This window comes from Ureibacillus sp. FSL W8-0352, assembly GCF_038004345.1.
GTDB classification, from domain to species: domain Bacteria; phylum Bacillota; class Bacilli; order Bacillales_A; family Planococcaceae; genus Ureibacillus; species Ureibacillus thermosphaericus.
This window is the reverse complement of the sequence record NZ_JBBOQT010000001.1, coordinates 3,282,649-3,298,052: the sequence shown is the minus strand read 5'-3', so window position 1 is coordinate 3,298,052 and position 15,404 is coordinate 3,282,649. Positions and strand designations below refer to the sequence as shown.

Sequence of the window (15,404 nt, the reverse complement as noted above, 5' to 3'; positions counted from 1 at the left end):
GGTAACCACACACTCAAAAATCCCTAATAAAGGAAGTGACAAGTTGTTACCTCAATTATTAACCTATTTGCTTGAATATATCAAGTACCAAGATCAAATGATTCGAACATTACTTACCCTTCTGATTGGAAAAAACATGTTTGATAAGCCAACTGAAAAGCCTGTCAATAAGCCTTATCAAAAACTCCAGGTGGATGAGCTGCCAATCATTGAAACTCTACAAAAGCTCGATTATCAAATTCTTCTCAAAGAATATTTGGAGAAGAACGGGAAACCTCTCAAACCTGTTCAGAGGCGTTCCAATTCAAAAGGTAAAGTACCTTCATCCATGAAATGTCCAAGGTGTGGTGCTCCGTCAGATTATCTTTATGCCAATAACGGAGGTAAAGGACAGTATCAATGCAAGGTGTGTGCGTGTCTGTTTAATAAAAAGAATCAATATGCCAAGGAGGCTATACTAAAATGTCCACACTGTTCGAAAACACTCGAGAAGATCAAGGAAAGAAAAGATTTTCTCGTATTTAAGTGCAAAAACAATGACTGTCCGTATTACAAAAAGAAACTGCAAGGAATGTCTAAAAAAGAGAAAAAGCAGTTCGAAAAGGATCCTCCGTCTTTTAAAGTTCGATACATATTCCGTCAGTTTCAAATTGATTATCAGCCGTTAGCCAAACATTCACCTAAGAAGCCAAAAGTGGATTTGTCCAGGCTTCATGTGTCACCGCACACATTGGGGCTCATTTTAACCTACCATGTAAACTATGGCTTATCGGCTCGGAAAACAGCTGCACTGATGAAGGATGTTCATGGCGTACCCATCTCTCACCAGAGTATATTGAATTACGAAAACAGCGTAGCACTTCTTCTCAAACCTTATGTGGATCATTATCCTTACGAGCTTTCTGATCAATTCTGCGGAGACGAAACATACATTAAGGTGAATGGTCGTTGGCATTATCTTTTTTTCTTTTTTGATGCGGTAAAGAAAATTATTCTGTCCTACCCTGTTTCTCCAAATCGTGATACGGTATCAGCCATTCGTGCGATTGATGAGGCCTTATGGAAGATGAAAGAGATCCCGGAAGACCTCACCTTTGTCGTAGATGGCAATCCGATTTACCTTTTAGCACAACACTTTTTTGCCCAGCACGGTATTACGTTTGATGTGAAGCAGGTCATTGGACTAACCAACGAAGACCAGGTTTCAACGGAATACAGACCGCTAAAACAAATTATTGAAAGACTGAATCGAACATTTAAGGGCAATTACAGATCGACACACGGATTTGGATCCGATCACGGATCCGTTTCTTATGTGACTTTGTTTGTGGCTTATTTTAATTTCTTGCGGCCACATTCAGCCCTGGAAGGCAAAGTGCCTGTAGTTATTCCAGAGCTAAAAGGACTGCCGAATATGCCTGCACGTTGGACAAAACTGATTGGTTTAGCTCAACAATGGCTAGTAGAGCAAACTGCCTAACTTTTTGTTTAGCAGAGCCCTTACCAGCATCGGCGAAGCGAACTCTTGACAAACCGAACCAGTCAATGGTTTAAAATGGGAATTGGCAAGGGCTTCTTTGGTGTGCCTTCTTTTTGTTCCCTTCGCCCTTGTTGGTTCGAAATCAAACCATTGACGTGTTTGTCAAGAGCGATTGCGGCGGCATTTCCTCTAGTTTCGCTAGATCACATCCCTCCAAAACTAAGTTTTCATAGATTTTTTGACATTACCTTAATTAGATTTGAAGAAATAAAATGACTTAACGTGAGAAGGTCGGCAAACTTATCTTACTCAATTGAATAGAGAATGTTCGAACCTACCTTGCACCCCAATACAAATAAACAGAATCATTTAATATGGAAGTAAGTCTCTTACCAAATCGCGAAACAAAACCGTGCCATCAAAAAGGATGACAACGGTTTTGTAGAAAACGTTCAAAAGAGATGATGAGAGAAAATGAATTAAGATACTGCACCATGGCAGTTTTTATACTTCTTGCCGCTGCCGCATGGACATGGATCGTTTCGACCAACGTCTTGCTTTTTACGAATCGGCTGGCGTTTTGGTTTTTCCTCTTCTTTCGGATTCACTGCTTGACCTTTCGCCACTTCTTCTCGCTCCAGGTTATTGCGAATTTGGGCTTTCATTGCATACTTCGTGACATCTTCACGAATCGCAGCAACCATCTCTTCAAACATCGCAAATCCTTCTTGCTCATATTCACGAAGCGGATCTGTTTGACCATAAGCACGAAGATGAATACCTTGACGCAGTTGGTCCATTGCATCAATATGGTCAATCCATTTCGTATCGATGGAACGAAGTAAAATAACTTTTTCAAATTCACGCATACGTTCTGGCGTCAATTGTTCTTCTTTTTCATTGTAACGAGCCATTGCAGCAGCAAAGATGTAATCAATCATTTCTTCCGGTGATTTACCATGAAGATCATTTACAGTAATATCTCCCTCATCCAGAAGGTTTGCTTTAATATAATCTTCAATTGCTTTAAAATTCCATTCTTCTTTATTTCCAGAAGTATACGTATGGACTATATTTTCAATTGATTCGCGAATCATGTGTTCCACAACGTCGCGCATATTTTCTGATTCTAAAACAGCATTCCGCTCTTTATAGATGACTTCACGCTGTTGACGCAACACTTCATCGTATTGTAACAAACGTTTACGAGCGTCAAAGTTATTTCCTTCCACGCGTTTTTGTGCAGATTCCACCGCTTTTGACACCATTTTTGACTGAATAGGTTGGGAATCATCCATCCCAAGTTTCGTCATCATGGCTTTCATGCTATCTGAACCGAAGCGGCGCATTAAATCGTCTTCAAGGGATAAATAGAATTGAGTAATCCCTGGATCTCCTTGACGTCCGGAACGACCGCGCAACTGATTATCAATGCGGCGAGATTCGTGACGTTCTGTACCGATTACTGCAAGTCCGCCAAGCTCTTTTACACCTTCACCGAGCTTGATGTCCGTACCACGACCAGCCATGTTCGTCGCAATCGTCACAGCACCTTTTTGACCAGCTTGAGCGATGATTTCAGCTTCTCGTTCGTGGTTCTTTGCATTTAATACGTTGTGTGGAATTTTATGTTTCTTTAACAATTCTGAAATAATTTCAGACGTTTCAATCGCTACAGTACCAACAAGAACCGGCTGCCCTTTCTCGTGACGTTCCGCAATATCTTTTACAACAGCTTCAAACTTCCCTTGCATTGTTGCGAAAATAAGGTCTGGTTTGTCAATACGGGCTATTGGTTTGTTTGTTGGAATGACAACAACATTCATATTATAAATATTTCTAAATTCTTCTTCTTCCGTTTTTGCTGTACCTGTCATACCAGCTAATTTCTTATACATACGGAAGTAGTTTTGGAATGTGATGGTTGCCATTGTCATCGATTCGTTTTGGATTTCCACGCCTTCTTTTGCTTCAATCGCCTGGTGAAGACCATCTGAATAACGACGACCTTTCATTAAACGGCCAGTGAAGCTGTCAACAATCACTACTTCTCCATCTTGCACAACATAATCGACGTCTCTTTGCATTGAAACATGGGCTTTTAAGGATTGATTAATTGCATGAAGCAAACGAACGTGAGCCAAATCATATAAGTTGTCGATTCCGAAAGCTTTTTCCGCTTTCGTCATACCGCTTTCTGTAAGCGTAACCCCTTTAGTCGATTCATCGTAAGTGTAATCTTCATCCTTTTTTAACATGCGAACAAAGGCATTTGCTTGCACATAAAGTTTTGCCGAACGACCCGCATGTCCAGAAATGATTAATGGCGTTCTTGCTTCATCAATTAAAATCGAGTCCACTTCGTCAATCACCGCAAAGTTTAATGGGCGCTGAACCCGATCTTCCTTGTAAAGCACCATGTTATCCCGCAAATAGTCAAATCCCAGTTCATTATTTGTACTGTATGTAATGTCCGCTGCATAAGCTTCACGCTTTTCTTCTTTCGTCAAGCTATTTAAATTAAGACCAACAGATAAACCTAAAAATTCATATAATTTACCCATTTCAGTAGCATCACGTTTTGCCAGGTATTCATTGACCGTCACGACATGAACGCCTTCACCAGTAAGGGCATTTAAATAAACCGCCATTGTGGAAGTCAACGTTTTCCCTTCCCCGGTTTTCATTTCAGCGATGTTACCGTCATGTAGTACAGCTGCCCCCATCACTTGCACGCGATAAGGATACATGCCAAGCACTCTTCGGGAAGCCTCGCGACAAACAGCGAAAGCTTCTGGTAATAAGTCATCTAAAGTTTCACCGTTTTGATAACGAGATTTAAATTCTTCAGTTTTATTTTGAAGCGCTTCATCAGAAAGCTGTTCCATTTGTGGTGCTAATGCATCCACTTGGTCAGCAATTTTATTTAATTTCTTCAATTCTTTTTTGTTGAAATCAAATAATTTATTTAAAATATTTACCATTGAAAACATTCACTTCCCATTCAGTCTTAACTTTCATTTTATCATTGGTAGTATAATGGTGCAAATACACGCCTTTAATTTATCAGAATCATAATAAAAATCTTGTTTAATTATTGGAAAAAACGGCTAATGATATAACAGTAAATGATAAGGAGGATCAATTATGGCATAGTATATAGAGTTTTATGCAAAAGTGTTTGAAATGGAGAAGCCTTACATACAAACGTACGGAGAAGTTTACCAAGACAATTCAGAGTTTAACATGCCGGAAGAAGCAAAAAATCTATATGCATGCTAATCTAGACGTACGTGGCAGTCGACTAATGTTTTCCGATACATTTCCATGCAACCCTTATACAATAGGCAATAATATTACTGTCGCCTTCATTGATGATGATTTGAATTTTATGAAAAGGGCATTTGAGATGTTGAAAGAAGGGGGCAAAGTGGAAATGGAACTACAAGAAACGTTTTGGAGCAAAGCTTACGGATCACTAACTGACAAATTCGGAGTAAATTGGCAATTCAATCACGAAAGCAAAGAGCAATAAAGAAGAAAAGGCAGTCTAATGTTGAAAGTAAATCAACATACGCTACCTTTTTGATTCACTCCATTATATTCCAACCTCTGTCATCGTAACTTCATCTTCATCGTACATCTTATAGGCACGGTGATCAATCATCCCCGGTACCACTTCAAATGGAATGAAGCGTTTAATACCGGCAGTGACGAATTTTTTCGCATTGAACACTGCATCCTCAATTGATTTTCCTTTTGCCAGTTCCGCTGTGATTGCTGCTGAATATGAACAGCCTGCCCCATTTGTATGGATTGTATCGATTCGTGGAGCTTCCAATTTTATCATTTTATGACCATCATACAATACATCAATAGCTGGTCCTTCTAAACGTCCTCCTTTTACAAGAACATACTTTGGACCAAGTTTTAAAAGATCTCTTGCTGCATCTTGCAAATCCGCAACTGATGTAATTTCTTGTCCATTAAGTAAATAAGTTGCTTCCGGCATGTTTGGTGTAATAATTGTTGCTTGAGGGATCAGTTTAGTTTTTAGCGTTTCCATTGCATCAAAATCAAGTAAAGGAGACCCGAATTTACCGAACATTACCGGATCTACCACGATATTTTGAATGTTAGTTGTCGCCAACCAATCGGAAACAAGTTCGATAATTTCCTTTGAGAAAAGCATTCCCGTTTTTAATGCATCTAAATCCTCTTGTTCATTGATAATGAGGAGTTGTGCTTCAATTGCATCTAAAGGTTGAATGAATAAACTTTTTTCTTTGTTTGGATGTTTTGCATTGATGGCAGTGATAGCCGTAAAACCGTACACCCCAAGCTCTTGGAAAGTTTTTAAATCCGCTTGAATGCCGGCACCACTGCGAGCTGCAGCACCTGCAACTGTACATACTTTCGCTATTGTCATGTCTATTTCTCCTTTTGCTAATACCAAGTCAATCTATACTTGATTTTAAGGTTTTTAATAGAGGAATGGAAATATTCAGAATAGGCAATTTGATTGGGGTCAGATTTGTTGCGGGAGATCCTAATTACGTGTTTGAATTCAAACTTATGGAGAGTGATTTGAAAATATACTGGGAAAACTTGCGGGTTTGGCAGAAATACTTGCAAGTAAGCAAAATTCTATTATCAAGAACAAAATAATATCAGGATTACCCTATGTATTGGAAAATGCAACTGCTGCTTGTGAGATATTAGCCAAATCTAATAAGATAATTGCCAACTACGCCTAGATATTAGCCATCCTCCTAAAGATATTCGCCAATCGAAAAAATTCCTGCTTCTGCGATTAAGATATTAGTCATTCTCCATTCGATATTGGCCAACTACGCCTAGATATTAGCCATCCTCCGAAAGATATTTGCCTATCGAAAATATTTCTGCTCTGACGATTCGGATATTAGTCATTTTCCATTCGATAATAGTCAACTTCACCGAAATATTAGTCATTCTCGGAAAGATATTTGCCATTCGAAAATTTTCCTGCTTCTGCGATTGGGATATTAGTCAATCTCCAATCGATATTAGTCAACTTCGCAGAGATATTAGTCATTCTCAAGAAGATATTTGCCTATCGAAAATATTTCTGCTCTGACGATTCGGATATTATTCATTTTCCATTCGATAATAGTCAACTTCGCCGAAATATTAGTCATTCTCGGAAAGATATTTGCCATTCGAAAAATTTCCTGCTTCTGCGAGTGGGATATTAGTCAATCTCCAATCGATATTGGCCAACTTCGCCTTGATATTAGCCATTCTCGGAAAGATATTTGCCATTCGAAAAAATTCCTGCTTCTGCGAGTGGGATATTAGTCAATCTCTGTTCGATATTAGTCAACTTAACCAAAATATTAGCCATTCTTGGAAAGATATTTGCCATTCGAAAATTTTCCTGCTTCTGCGAGTGGGATATTAGTCAATCTCCATTCGATATTAGTCAACTTCGCCTTGATATTAGCCATTCTCGGAAAGATATTTGCCATTCGAAAAATTTCCTGCTTCTGCGATTAAGATATAAGTCAATCTCTAATCGATATTGGCCAACTTCACCTTGATATTAGCCACTTTCACGTAAATGTTTGCCAAACAAATAAATCGTTTACGCCATCATTTCAACCACAAATCATTCATCCTTTAATAGCAATTCTCTTCAAAAGACCTTACCCACTAAGCACCTACTACTGCATCTCAACATATACTAATGGGCACAGCTGGATTACGTATTTCAGAAAAATGCTTATCAAATCATGCGAAAGAAATTTTGATAAATTCGATTTATTAAGCTGAGTTCTTCATCATTTGGAGGTTTTAGTTGCTTCAGATAAAGTTATAAAACACAATTCAAGTATTAATTTCCTCTAATAAACTCAAAAACCTCACTCCAAAAACTAATTACATCATGGAAGAAGGTTGCTCATTGACAGAAAGTAAGAATCCGCTCGTCTCCTATTTACTTCTTGCATTGTTAATTATCATTTGGGGAGTTAGCTGGCCTATCTATAAACATGGCGTTAACTTCATGCCCCCACTCCTCTTTGCTGGAATCCGTTCATTTATCGCAGGAATTATTTTGTTAACCCTTGCTTGGAAAATGCGGCATCTCTTGAAATTTAAAGAACATTGGAAGTTTTACGTAATCTCAGCAATATTAAATAACATTCTCTACCTGGGACTTCAAACAGTTGGCATGGTGTATTTGCCAGGTGGATTATTTTCTGTACTAGTATACTTTCAACCAGTTATTCTGGGCATTTTATCTTGGTGGTTGTTGAATGAAGATATGACCGTTACGAAAATATTTGGCTTAGTGCTCGGATTTATCGGGATTGTGCTTGTAAGCATTGATGGATTAATTATCCATCTTTCTGCCATTGGTGTTGCACTCGCCCTCGCCACAGCTCTTTCTTGGGCAAGTGGAGTCGTATTTGTCAAAAAATTAAAATCCAGAGTCGACTTTTATTGGATGGTCGTTATGCAATTGATACTCGGTGGGGGATCGCTACTTGTTTTAGGATATTTCTTAGAAAATATCAATGCCATCGTTTGGAACATTGACTTAATCAGTACCATTATTTGGGGCGGAACAGCAGGAATGGCCGCGGGGCAAGTGATTTATTTTAAATTAATGAATGAAGGTGAAGCAAGCAAAGTCGGTTCCTACACCTTTTTAGTACCTATTATTTCAGTGGTTGTCAGTGCGATTTTTTTGAATGAAGCCATCACAAAAAATTTATTTATCGGCATGATTTTAGTAGGATCAAGCATCTATTTAGTAAATAAACAAATAGAAAAAACTAAAACTTTGGAAGAATAGTGCTGTTTTATTAAAATAGCGAAGACATCCTGATTTGGACACCTTCGCTAATCATCTCTATTCCGCTTCAACACCATATAATCAAGAATAACAAACTTCAAATAAAAAACACTCTAAAATGCCTCAACACCAATTTCAACACCGCTATTACTACTTCTTCATCCAACCACTTTACCTTTTCCATATCATCTCCTTTCAATAAAATTCATGTTATCTATAGCTAAATTAAATTAGTTACTATTTAAATTGTCCCGTTAATCTAAATCCGATTTCCGCAATCAATGTAGCTAACAAGAAAGTTCCCGTGTACACAAAAAGTGATACGACAACAATTCGCCAGCCGAGCTTTTTAAATTCTTTTAAATCTTTTCCAAATGATAGACCCGCATAAGCTAAAATTGGAGTTGCTAACGCCATAAAGTTAATTTGCGTTGTGGCATCTACAATTGTTTGTTGCCAAGGGAAAATCGCTGAAGTCACAAATAACGCAATGACGGACACCCAAATAACAACTGGAATTTTTAATGGGACAATTTTTTCAATGGCATATCCTAAAATCGTAATTGCCGCAATAATCATCATTCCAGGTAAAGCATCAATTGGAGAGACACCATATCCAATCCAGTTTCCAACTATCGCAATGATTCCAATCAATATGAACGTTAATGTTTTATCCAACATACGTGTACCCCCACTTAGCTCAATTAATTTTCACCATCTGTTTGAATTCTAGAACGTCTCCCCAAAATTGGTTCCAAATGTTTATATAAGAAATTTGTAAATGGTAGAGAGAAAACAACGCATACAAACGTACCAACAATCGTTGTAATTAAGTTAGCAGCCCCAGCAAACACTGCGATATCATCACTAGCTTCCGGAAAAATAATGGCTAATGCACCGGTCATTGCAGCCATCATACTACCGGATCCTACCCCAGCTCCCATTGCGAGAGAAATTGGATGGAACCAGCCGATACTTGCTATTAAACTAGCAAGTAAAGATAAATAGAGTGCTCCAAATAATGTTCCGCAAATATAAACACCGATGGCACCGCGAGATTCAGGAGAGTCTGCACCATATTTTTCTGCTATAATCGCTAAATTCGGTTCCCGGTCGATGGAAAATGTCGCACCGATTGCTTCCCGTTTCATCCCAATTAGTAGAGCAACAGGTAAACCAAATACAATCGTTCCTAAAAAGTGACCTACCTCTTGCAACGTTAATGTTAGCCCAGCATCTAATAATTGCGGGATAGAAGGCCCCATCAACGTACCTAACTTTGCAACGAATAACATAAAGGAGATTCCCAATATTTTTGAAGCAATATCCATCTCTTTATCGGATAAAATTTTAAATCTTGGCAAACTAATGATTGCTCCCAAAATTAACGCATACAGCATCGGGAAGAAGGCAATCGCTCCAACCCCAATGTTTAAACTTTTTACCCCAATAAATTCAGCAATACATACTAATACAAATACGAATGCATGGATTTTCCAGTTTAAGAGTTCCCTCATCATTCCACTCCTTTAAAGCTCAATAATTACGTAGTTGATAAAACCAATTTTTCAATAAATTGGCAAACCGCGGTTGTATCTTTGCTACCAAGTCCTTGAGATTTGGCAGCTTCAAAAAGTTGATACGTTTGTGCTCCCAATAAAACAGGAACTTGTAACTCTGCAGCTGTTTTTGTATAGAGAGAAACATCCTTATGCATATGGTCCAAACTAAACAAAACATTGTCATACGCTTTCTTTAAAATATTGTCTCCAAAAACTGCAAGAACTCTTGAAGCACTTCCTTTTGAAAGGATTTCTTCTAATTTTTCTAAATCTAAGCCAGCTTTTGATGCAACTGTATATGCCTCCCCAATGCTTGCAATGGTTGATGCAACGACGATATTATGACAAAGTTTTGCAATTTGGCCGTTTCCGTTTTTCCCTAAATAAATGATGTCCTTCCCTACAACCTGCAAAATAGGAAGAATTTCATTAAACTTCTCTTGATCACCAGCAACCATCAATGTCAATGTGCCATTTCTCGCTCCATTAGGCCCACCACTTACTGGTGAGTCAAAAAAATACATTCCTTTTTCATTGTAAATCGATGCGATTTCTATCGCTGTGCCAGCATCTGTTGTGCTCATATCTACAATTACAGAACCAGGTTTTAACACATTTAACAATGCATTTAAATACACATCTTTTACGGCTTCAACTGTCGGTAACGATGAAATAATGAACTCCACTTTCTCCCCTAATTGTTGAAGAGAATCAACTGCAATGCCCCCATTTTCTTGGATCCAATCTTTTACTTGTGGATTTGTATCGTAAATATATACGTCATCCTTATTTTGAATGTAGTTGTAGGCAATGCCTTTTCCCATAAGTCCGCAGCCGATTATTCCAATCTTCACACACATCCCCCCGTGAATGGAAACTATTTACTTTCTATTTCTTTAAAAAATTCGAGTGCTGTCGCAATCCCATTTCCTGCTACAGGAATGCCGCAATAAACGGCACATTGTAAGAAGACCTCCTCTATCTCTTCCTTTGTACAGCCATTATTGATAGCCCCTTGCAAATGAATTTTTAGTTCGTGTTGATAATTTAATGCTGTTAACAATGCTATATTAATTAAACTTCTCGTTTTTCGATCGAGATTTGGGCGATTCCATATTTCTCCCCAACAATACTGCATAGCCAGTTCATGAAAAGAACGATTAAACTCATTCGTATTCCTAATGAACTGTTGGACATTTTCCTCGCCTAAAACTTCCTCTCTTGCTTTAAACCCTTCTTTATACATTTCTCTAAACGTTTCTTTAAATTTTTCTATCGTCACACACAACACCCCGCGATATTTTTGAAATGGGCTAATTCGTCTCCATGCTCTGTTAGGCATGATTCCTATATGAATTCATGCAATAAAAAAACCCGTTTTATTTTCTAATAAATGGCGTTGTAGCTAATGCAATATATAGAGCAATGCCAAATTTCATCGCTTCTGCATTAGGTAAAAATTTCTCATGATGGAGTTTATATGAACCCCCTTCATCATCTCCAACACCTAAAAACAAGAATGCACCCGGCACATGCTCAAGATAGAAAGCAAAATCTTCACTTGCCATACTTGGCTTTTCTAATATCTCTACAGCATCCGATCCAAATAATGCTTCTGCTAATTGTTGGGCATGCAACACATATTGTTTTGTATTGTTTGTAACGGGATAGCCAAAGTTGTATGTGATATCTGCCTCAAGACGTAACGCGCTGCTCATGCCATAAATAATTCTCAAAAACTTTTTTTGAATACCTTTTCTTGTCTTATCACTCAACGTTCGAACGGTTCCTTTAAATACAGCTTTTTCTGGAATAATATTAAAGGCATTTCCAGCTTCCAGTTTCCCGATCGTAATCACCGCTGAATCTACCGGATCTATTTCTCTACTAATCACACTTTGTAAAGATGCAATAATATTGGCACTGCCAACAATGGCATCAATTCCTTGATGTGGAGCTGCTCCATGACCAGCTTGACCAGTCAGTGCCACTTCAAATGTATCCATGCTCGCCATCAATGGCCCACTCTTAAAACCTATTTTTCCAATTGGTAGATCAGGCCACACATGAAAGCCATAAATGTAATCCACATTCGGATTAGTTAATGCACCATCTTGTATCATATATTTCGCACCAGCCAACATTTCTTCTGCCGGTTGAAAAATAAATTTAATTGTTCCAGCAATATGATCTTTGTATTTTGAAAGAATTTTCGCCGCACCGAGTAACATGGCCATGTGCATATCATGTCCACATGCATGCATTGCCTGTTCATGTTGTGACGCAAAATCTACCCCTGTACATTCTTTAATCGGCAATGCATCCATATCCGCGCGCAATCCAATAACCGGCCCCTCTTTCCCACCTTTTAATATGCCGACCACTCCAGTTTTCGCATATCCTGATTGCACTTCTATACCACAATTATTTAGAAAGTTTTTTACGATTTGAGATGTTTTATGTAAATCAAATCCGATTTCAGGGTATTTGTGTAAAGTCTTACGCAATTCAACAATTTCATCAAACTCATCTTCTATCCATTGTTGTATTAAATCAGAAGATAAAATGGTTTGGTTCATCAGACTCCCTCCTATCCAGATTCAAAAGAGTAATATATTTATGGACAGGTTGATAAATAGTCCTAAAAATATTAAGAACAAATTAGCACATTTTCTATTATTTGTAAATATTCACTTTTCAGTATTTTAGAAATACTCAAAATTGACTAGTCAAAATCTCATTGTAAAAAGCAAATATTTCTTATAAAATTTTTCTAAAAGCATATTTGAGGCAGGGAGAAGTAATGGTTGTATACAATATTGGAATAGTCGGACCAGAAGATCTTGCAACAAAATTTAAAACACAGCTAGAGGAATTAAACTTGCTCAATGTATCCATTAACCTTTCAATTGTAAATCAATTTGAGGATACGAAGAAATTAGAGCTCTCTTTTGTCGAAAAATGCGATTTATTATGTTTTATGGGGCCAATTGGTTATGAAATATATCGTGAAGAAATTGTTCCTCGACTGAAAACAATCCCTCCTATCTCATTACATATTCGTTATGATAGCTCCGCTCTATACTTATGTCTTTATAAACTGTTAAGCAAAAAACAAGGGGATATTAATTTATTTACACCTTTTTCCATAGACTTATTAGCTGAAAAAGAGGTTAAAGTTGCACTTGAGGAAATCGATTTATCGCCCGATCATTATTTTCTAATTCATGGCGATACTTCCTATACAACAGAACACTGGGCAAATATTCACGAAGAATATTACCGGAAAGGAAAAACGAAATATGCAATTACTTGTTTGACAAGTGTTGCCTATGAACTTCAAAAACGCCAAGTTCCAGTGATGCGCATTAAACCAACTTACGCTGCAATCTCAATGACAACCGAAATATTAATCGCAAAATTAGAACAATTAATTAGCAATGAGCTCAAAACCATTGCCATATTAGTCAAATGGCACGAAGCAGATCGCCGTCCAAAAAATCGATATACATTTTATAAGCAAAAATTAAAGTTCCAAGAAGCCATTATTAATTTTTGTGAGAAATATGAAATGTCACTCACTTTCGAAAACGATTTCAAAGCCATACTTTATACAAATCAATCAATTTTAAAAGAACTTACCAAAAATTATAAAGTGTTCCCTTTTACAAAAGAGATTGAGGAAATTTTAGGAACGAGAATCTCGATCGGTATCGGTGTTGGAAATGATGCAGCCCGTGCTGAAATTTATGCAAATCGTGCGTTAAAATTTGCTGAAGCAAAGCATACTTCGACCACATACTTAGCATATCAAAATGGCAGCATTATAGGGCCATTAAACAGTGAAGAAGTAGAACCCCTTTCCTTTTCAACGCATTTGAATAATCGTCATTTACAAGATATTGCAAAGAAGACTTCATTAAGTGCCATTACAATTTCAAAATTACGCTCACTTATTCAAAATCAAGAACATCCATATATAACAAGCCATCAAATTGCTGAAGCATTTGACATATCATTGCGCACAGCCAATCGAATATTACACACATTAGAAAGCTATCGATTTGCGAAAGTAATAGGTGAAGAACAACCTCCTGGAAGAGGTAGACCAAGAAAGCTATACGAACTGAAATTGACGGAAGAGTGATTGGATTTCGGATTTGGCTATTATTTTACCTGGGTTGACTATTATCTTGGGCAGGTTGGCTATTATCTTATTGGATTTGACTATTATCCTTTCTTTGCTGGAGCGAATTTTCGGCTTTGGCTATTATTTTACCTAGATTGACTATTATCTTGGCCGAGTTGGCTATTATCCCTTTGAATTTGACTATTATTTCATTTCTGCTGGAGCAAATTTTTGGCTTTGGCTATTATTTTACCTAGATTGACTATTATCTTCGGCGAGTTGGCTATTATCCCTTTGAATTTGACTATTATTTCATTTCTGCTGGAGCAAATTTTTGGCTTTGGCTATTATTTTACCTAGATTGACTATTATCTTCGGCGAGTTGGCTATTATCTCTTTGAATTTGACTATTATCTTATCTTTACTAAAGTGATTTCTCGGTTTTTACTTACAATTTTTTCTTATTTAGATCCACTCCATATATCTATTCGGTATTCGTTCAATCGTGTGGTTAGCTCCATTGCTGGATTAGAAAAACACCTTGCTCGGGCAAATTGCTTCTCAACTTGTATAGATAACTCCTTATTTTTGAGAGGACCACGAATCGTTAAGGGTGGAATTGAATCAGAATCGGATTCCAAATTGACAGGAACGATATTTAGTTTTTCAACTGCCAAACAAAAACACCTCCTCTGTAATCGATAACTCTATCTTACAGGGAGGTACGATCGATTGATATGCGTCGTTTGAGGGCTTACCATTGTATAAAATGCTTTCTACATGCGAAAATGGAAATTCCCCCTGCCTAAAGCAGAGGGGAATAGGGGTCTATTAATTAATTTGTTTCAATTAAACCGTATTTTCCGTCTTTTCGTCTGTATACGATGTTTGTATTGTTTGTTTCCGCATCTGTATAAACATAAAAGTCATGCCCGAGCAAGTTCATTTGGAGAATGGCTTCATCTTCATCCATTGGTTTTAAGTCAAACTGTTTTGTACGAACAATTTCAAAATCTTCATCTTTGCCGCTATCATTGTTATTCGGAGTAATATTATTAGCGAAATAAACGCCTACACCTTCGCGATCACGAAGTTTGCGGTTGACTTTTGTTTTATGTTTACGAATTTGTCGTTCGAGTTTATCTACAATTAAGTCAATACCAGCATACATATCTTCATGGCGCTCTTCAGCACGAAGCGTTAAGTTTTTTAACGGAATGGTTACTTCCACTTTTGTTTTCTTATCATTATACACTTTCAAGTTTACATTGGCAGAAGCATTGACACCTTCGTTGAAAAACTTTTCAATTTTCTGAACTTTGTTGATGACGTAATCTCGAATAGCTGGAGTTACTTCAATGTTTTCACCGCGAATGTTAAAGTTTAACATGT

At 37.5% G+C, this 15,404-nt stretch carries 13 protein-coding genes and 1 pseudogene; 5 read left to right on the top strand and 9 right to left on the bottom strand.

Translation table 11 applies throughout. The features are described from left to right. The first annotated feature begins 43 nt into the window (after positions 1 to 43). A complete protein-coding gene (locus NST98_RS16485) occupies positions 44 to 1,480 on the top strand; it encodes a DDE-type integrase/transposase/recombinase (RefSeq protein WP_340714634.1) in 1,437 nt (478 codons plus the stop codon). A gap of 479 nt (positions 1,481 to 1,959) precedes the next feature. On the opposite strand, the gene secA is transcribed toward NST98_RS16485, so the two are convergent. Continuing rightward, the gene (secA, locus tag NST98_RS16480) at positions 1,960 to 4,464 is read right to left on the bottom strand and encodes a preprotein translocase subunit SecA (protein WP_340715577.1); all 2,505 of its coding nucleotides are present in this window, start codon (positions 4,462 to 4,464) and stop codon (positions 1,960 to 1,962) included. A 175-nt stretch (positions 4,465 to 4,639) separates the two neighbouring features. Between secA and NST98_RS16475 the strand changes: the two are divergent. After that, positions 4,640 to 5,015, top strand: a pseudogene (locus tag NST98_RS16475) (VOC family protein). 63 nt (positions 5,016 to 5,078) lie between these two features. On the opposite strand, the gene thiD reads toward NST98_RS16475, so the two are convergent. After that, on the bottom strand, positions 5,079 to 5,909 hold the full coding sequence (thiD, locus tag NST98_RS16470) for a bifunctional hydroxymethylpyrimidine kinase/phosphomethylpyrimidine kinase (RefSeq protein ID WP_340715576.1): 831 nt from the start codon (positions 5,907 to 5,909) through the stop codon (positions 5,079 to 5,081). An 868-nt stretch (positions 5,910 to 6,777) separates the two neighbouring features. Between thiD and NST98_RS16465 the strand changes: the two genes are divergently transcribed. Together NST98_RS16465 and NST98_RS16460 are read left to right on the top strand one after the other, a co-directional pair. Further along, positions 6,778 to 7,062: a hypothetical protein gene (locus tag NST98_RS16465; RefSeq protein WP_340715575.1), complete on the top strand. Its 285-nt coding sequence runs from the start codon at positions 6,778 to 6,780 to the stop codon at positions 7,060 to 7,062. Positions 7,063 to 7,424: 362 nt separating this feature from the next. Next, positions 7,425 to 8,321 (top strand): DMT family transporter, encoded by an 897-nt coding sequence (locus tag NST98_RS16460; protein WP_340715574.1) that lies wholly within the window; start codon positions 7,425 to 7,427, stop codon positions 8,319 to 8,321. A gap of 237 nt (positions 8,322 to 8,558) precedes the next feature. On the opposite strand, the gene NST98_RS16455 is transcribed toward NST98_RS16460, so the two are convergent. The 5 genes from NST98_RS16455 to NST98_RS16435 form a co-directional block, all read right to left on the bottom strand. Next, on the bottom strand, positions 8,559 to 9,002 hold the full coding sequence (locus tag NST98_RS16455) for a hypothetical protein (RefSeq protein WP_016838018.1): 444 nt from the start codon (positions 9,000 to 9,002) through the stop codon (positions 8,559 to 8,561). A 23-nt stretch (positions 9,003 to 9,025) separates the two neighbouring features. Next, positions 9,026 to 9,841 carry a DUF3100 domain-containing protein gene (locus tag NST98_RS16450; RefSeq protein ID WP_026019050.1) on the bottom strand — a complete coding sequence of 272 codons (816 nt, stop codon included), beginning with the start codon at positions 9,839 to 9,841 and terminating at the stop codon, positions 9,026 to 9,028. A 23-nt stretch (positions 9,842 to 9,864) separates the two neighbouring features. Further along, the gene (locus NST98_RS16445; RefSeq protein ID WP_232019911.1) at positions 9,865 to 10,737 is read right to left on the bottom strand and encodes an NAD(P)-dependent oxidoreductase; all 873 of its coding nucleotides are present in this window, start codon (positions 10,735 to 10,737) and stop codon (positions 9,865 to 9,867) included. A gap of 23 nt (positions 10,738 to 10,760) precedes the next feature. Further along, on the bottom strand, positions 10,761 to 11,165 hold the full coding sequence (locus NST98_RS16440) for a carboxymuconolactone decarboxylase family protein (RefSeq protein WP_340715573.1): 405 nt from the start codon (positions 11,163 to 11,165) through the stop codon (positions 10,761 to 10,763). A gap of 97 nt (positions 11,166 to 11,262) precedes the next feature. After that, on the bottom strand, positions 11,263 to 12,462 hold the full coding sequence (locus NST98_RS16435; RefSeq protein WP_340715572.1) for a M20 metallopeptidase family protein: 1,200 nt from the start codon (positions 12,460 to 12,462) through the stop codon (positions 11,263 to 11,265). A gap of 224 nt (positions 12,463 to 12,686) precedes the next feature. Here NST98_RS16435 and NST98_RS16430 point away from each other — a divergent pair, with 224 nt between their 5' ends. After that, positions 12,687 to 14,030 (top strand): hypothetical protein, encoded by a 1,344-nt coding sequence (locus NST98_RS16430; protein ID WP_016838011.1) that lies wholly within the window; start codon positions 12,687 to 12,689, stop codon positions 14,028 to 14,030. 443 nt (positions 14,031 to 14,473) lie between these two features. On the opposite strand, the gene NST98_RS16425 is transcribed toward NST98_RS16430, so the two are convergent. Both NST98_RS16425 and hpf read right to left on the bottom strand, forming a co-directional pair. Beyond that, positions 14,474 to 14,689: a hypothetical protein gene (locus tag NST98_RS16425; protein WP_340715571.1), complete on the bottom strand. Its 216-nt coding sequence runs from the start codon at positions 14,687 to 14,689 to the stop codon at positions 14,474 to 14,476. A 158-nt stretch (positions 14,690 to 14,847) separates the two neighbouring features. Continuing rightward, positions 14,848 to 15,402 carry a ribosome hibernation-promoting factor, HPF/YfiA family gene (gene hpf / locus NST98_RS16420; protein WP_016838010.1) on the bottom strand — a complete coding sequence of 185 codons (555 nt, stop codon included), beginning with the start codon at positions 15,400 to 15,402 and terminating at the stop codon, positions 14,848 to 14,850. Between the last annotated feature and the right edge of the window lie 2 nt (positions 15,403 to 15,404).

What these genes read in the sequence shown, in the direction of transcription:
- NST98_RS16455 (WP_016838018.1), bottom strand. Translation starts at nt 9,002, where the DNA reads ATGTTGGATAAAACATTAACGTTCATATTGATTGGAATCATTGCGATA.
- secA (WP_340715577.1), bottom strand. Translation starts at nt 4,464, where the DNA reads ATGGTAAATATTTTAAATAAATTATTTGATTTCAACAAAAAAGAATTG.
- NST98_RS16435 (WP_340715572.1), bottom strand. Translation starts at nt 12,462, where the DNA reads ATGAACCAAACCATTTTATCTTCTGATTTAATACAACAATGGATAGAA.
- NST98_RS16430 (WP_016838011.1), top strand. Translation starts at nt 12,687, where the DNA reads ATGGTTGTATACAATATTGGAATAGTCGGACCAGAAGATCTTGCAACA.
- hpf (WP_016838010.1), bottom strand. Translation starts at nt 15,402, where the DNA reads ATGTTAAACTTTAACATTCGCGGTGAAAACATTGAAGTAACTCCAGCT.
- NST98_RS16450 (WP_026019050.1), bottom strand. Translation starts at nt 9,841, where the DNA reads ATGATGAGGGAACTCTTAAACTGGAAAATCCATGCATTCGTATTTGTA.
- thiD (WP_340715576.1), bottom strand. Translation starts at nt 5,909, where the DNA reads ATGACAATAGCGAAAGTATGTACAGTTGCAGGTGCTGCAGCTCGCAGT.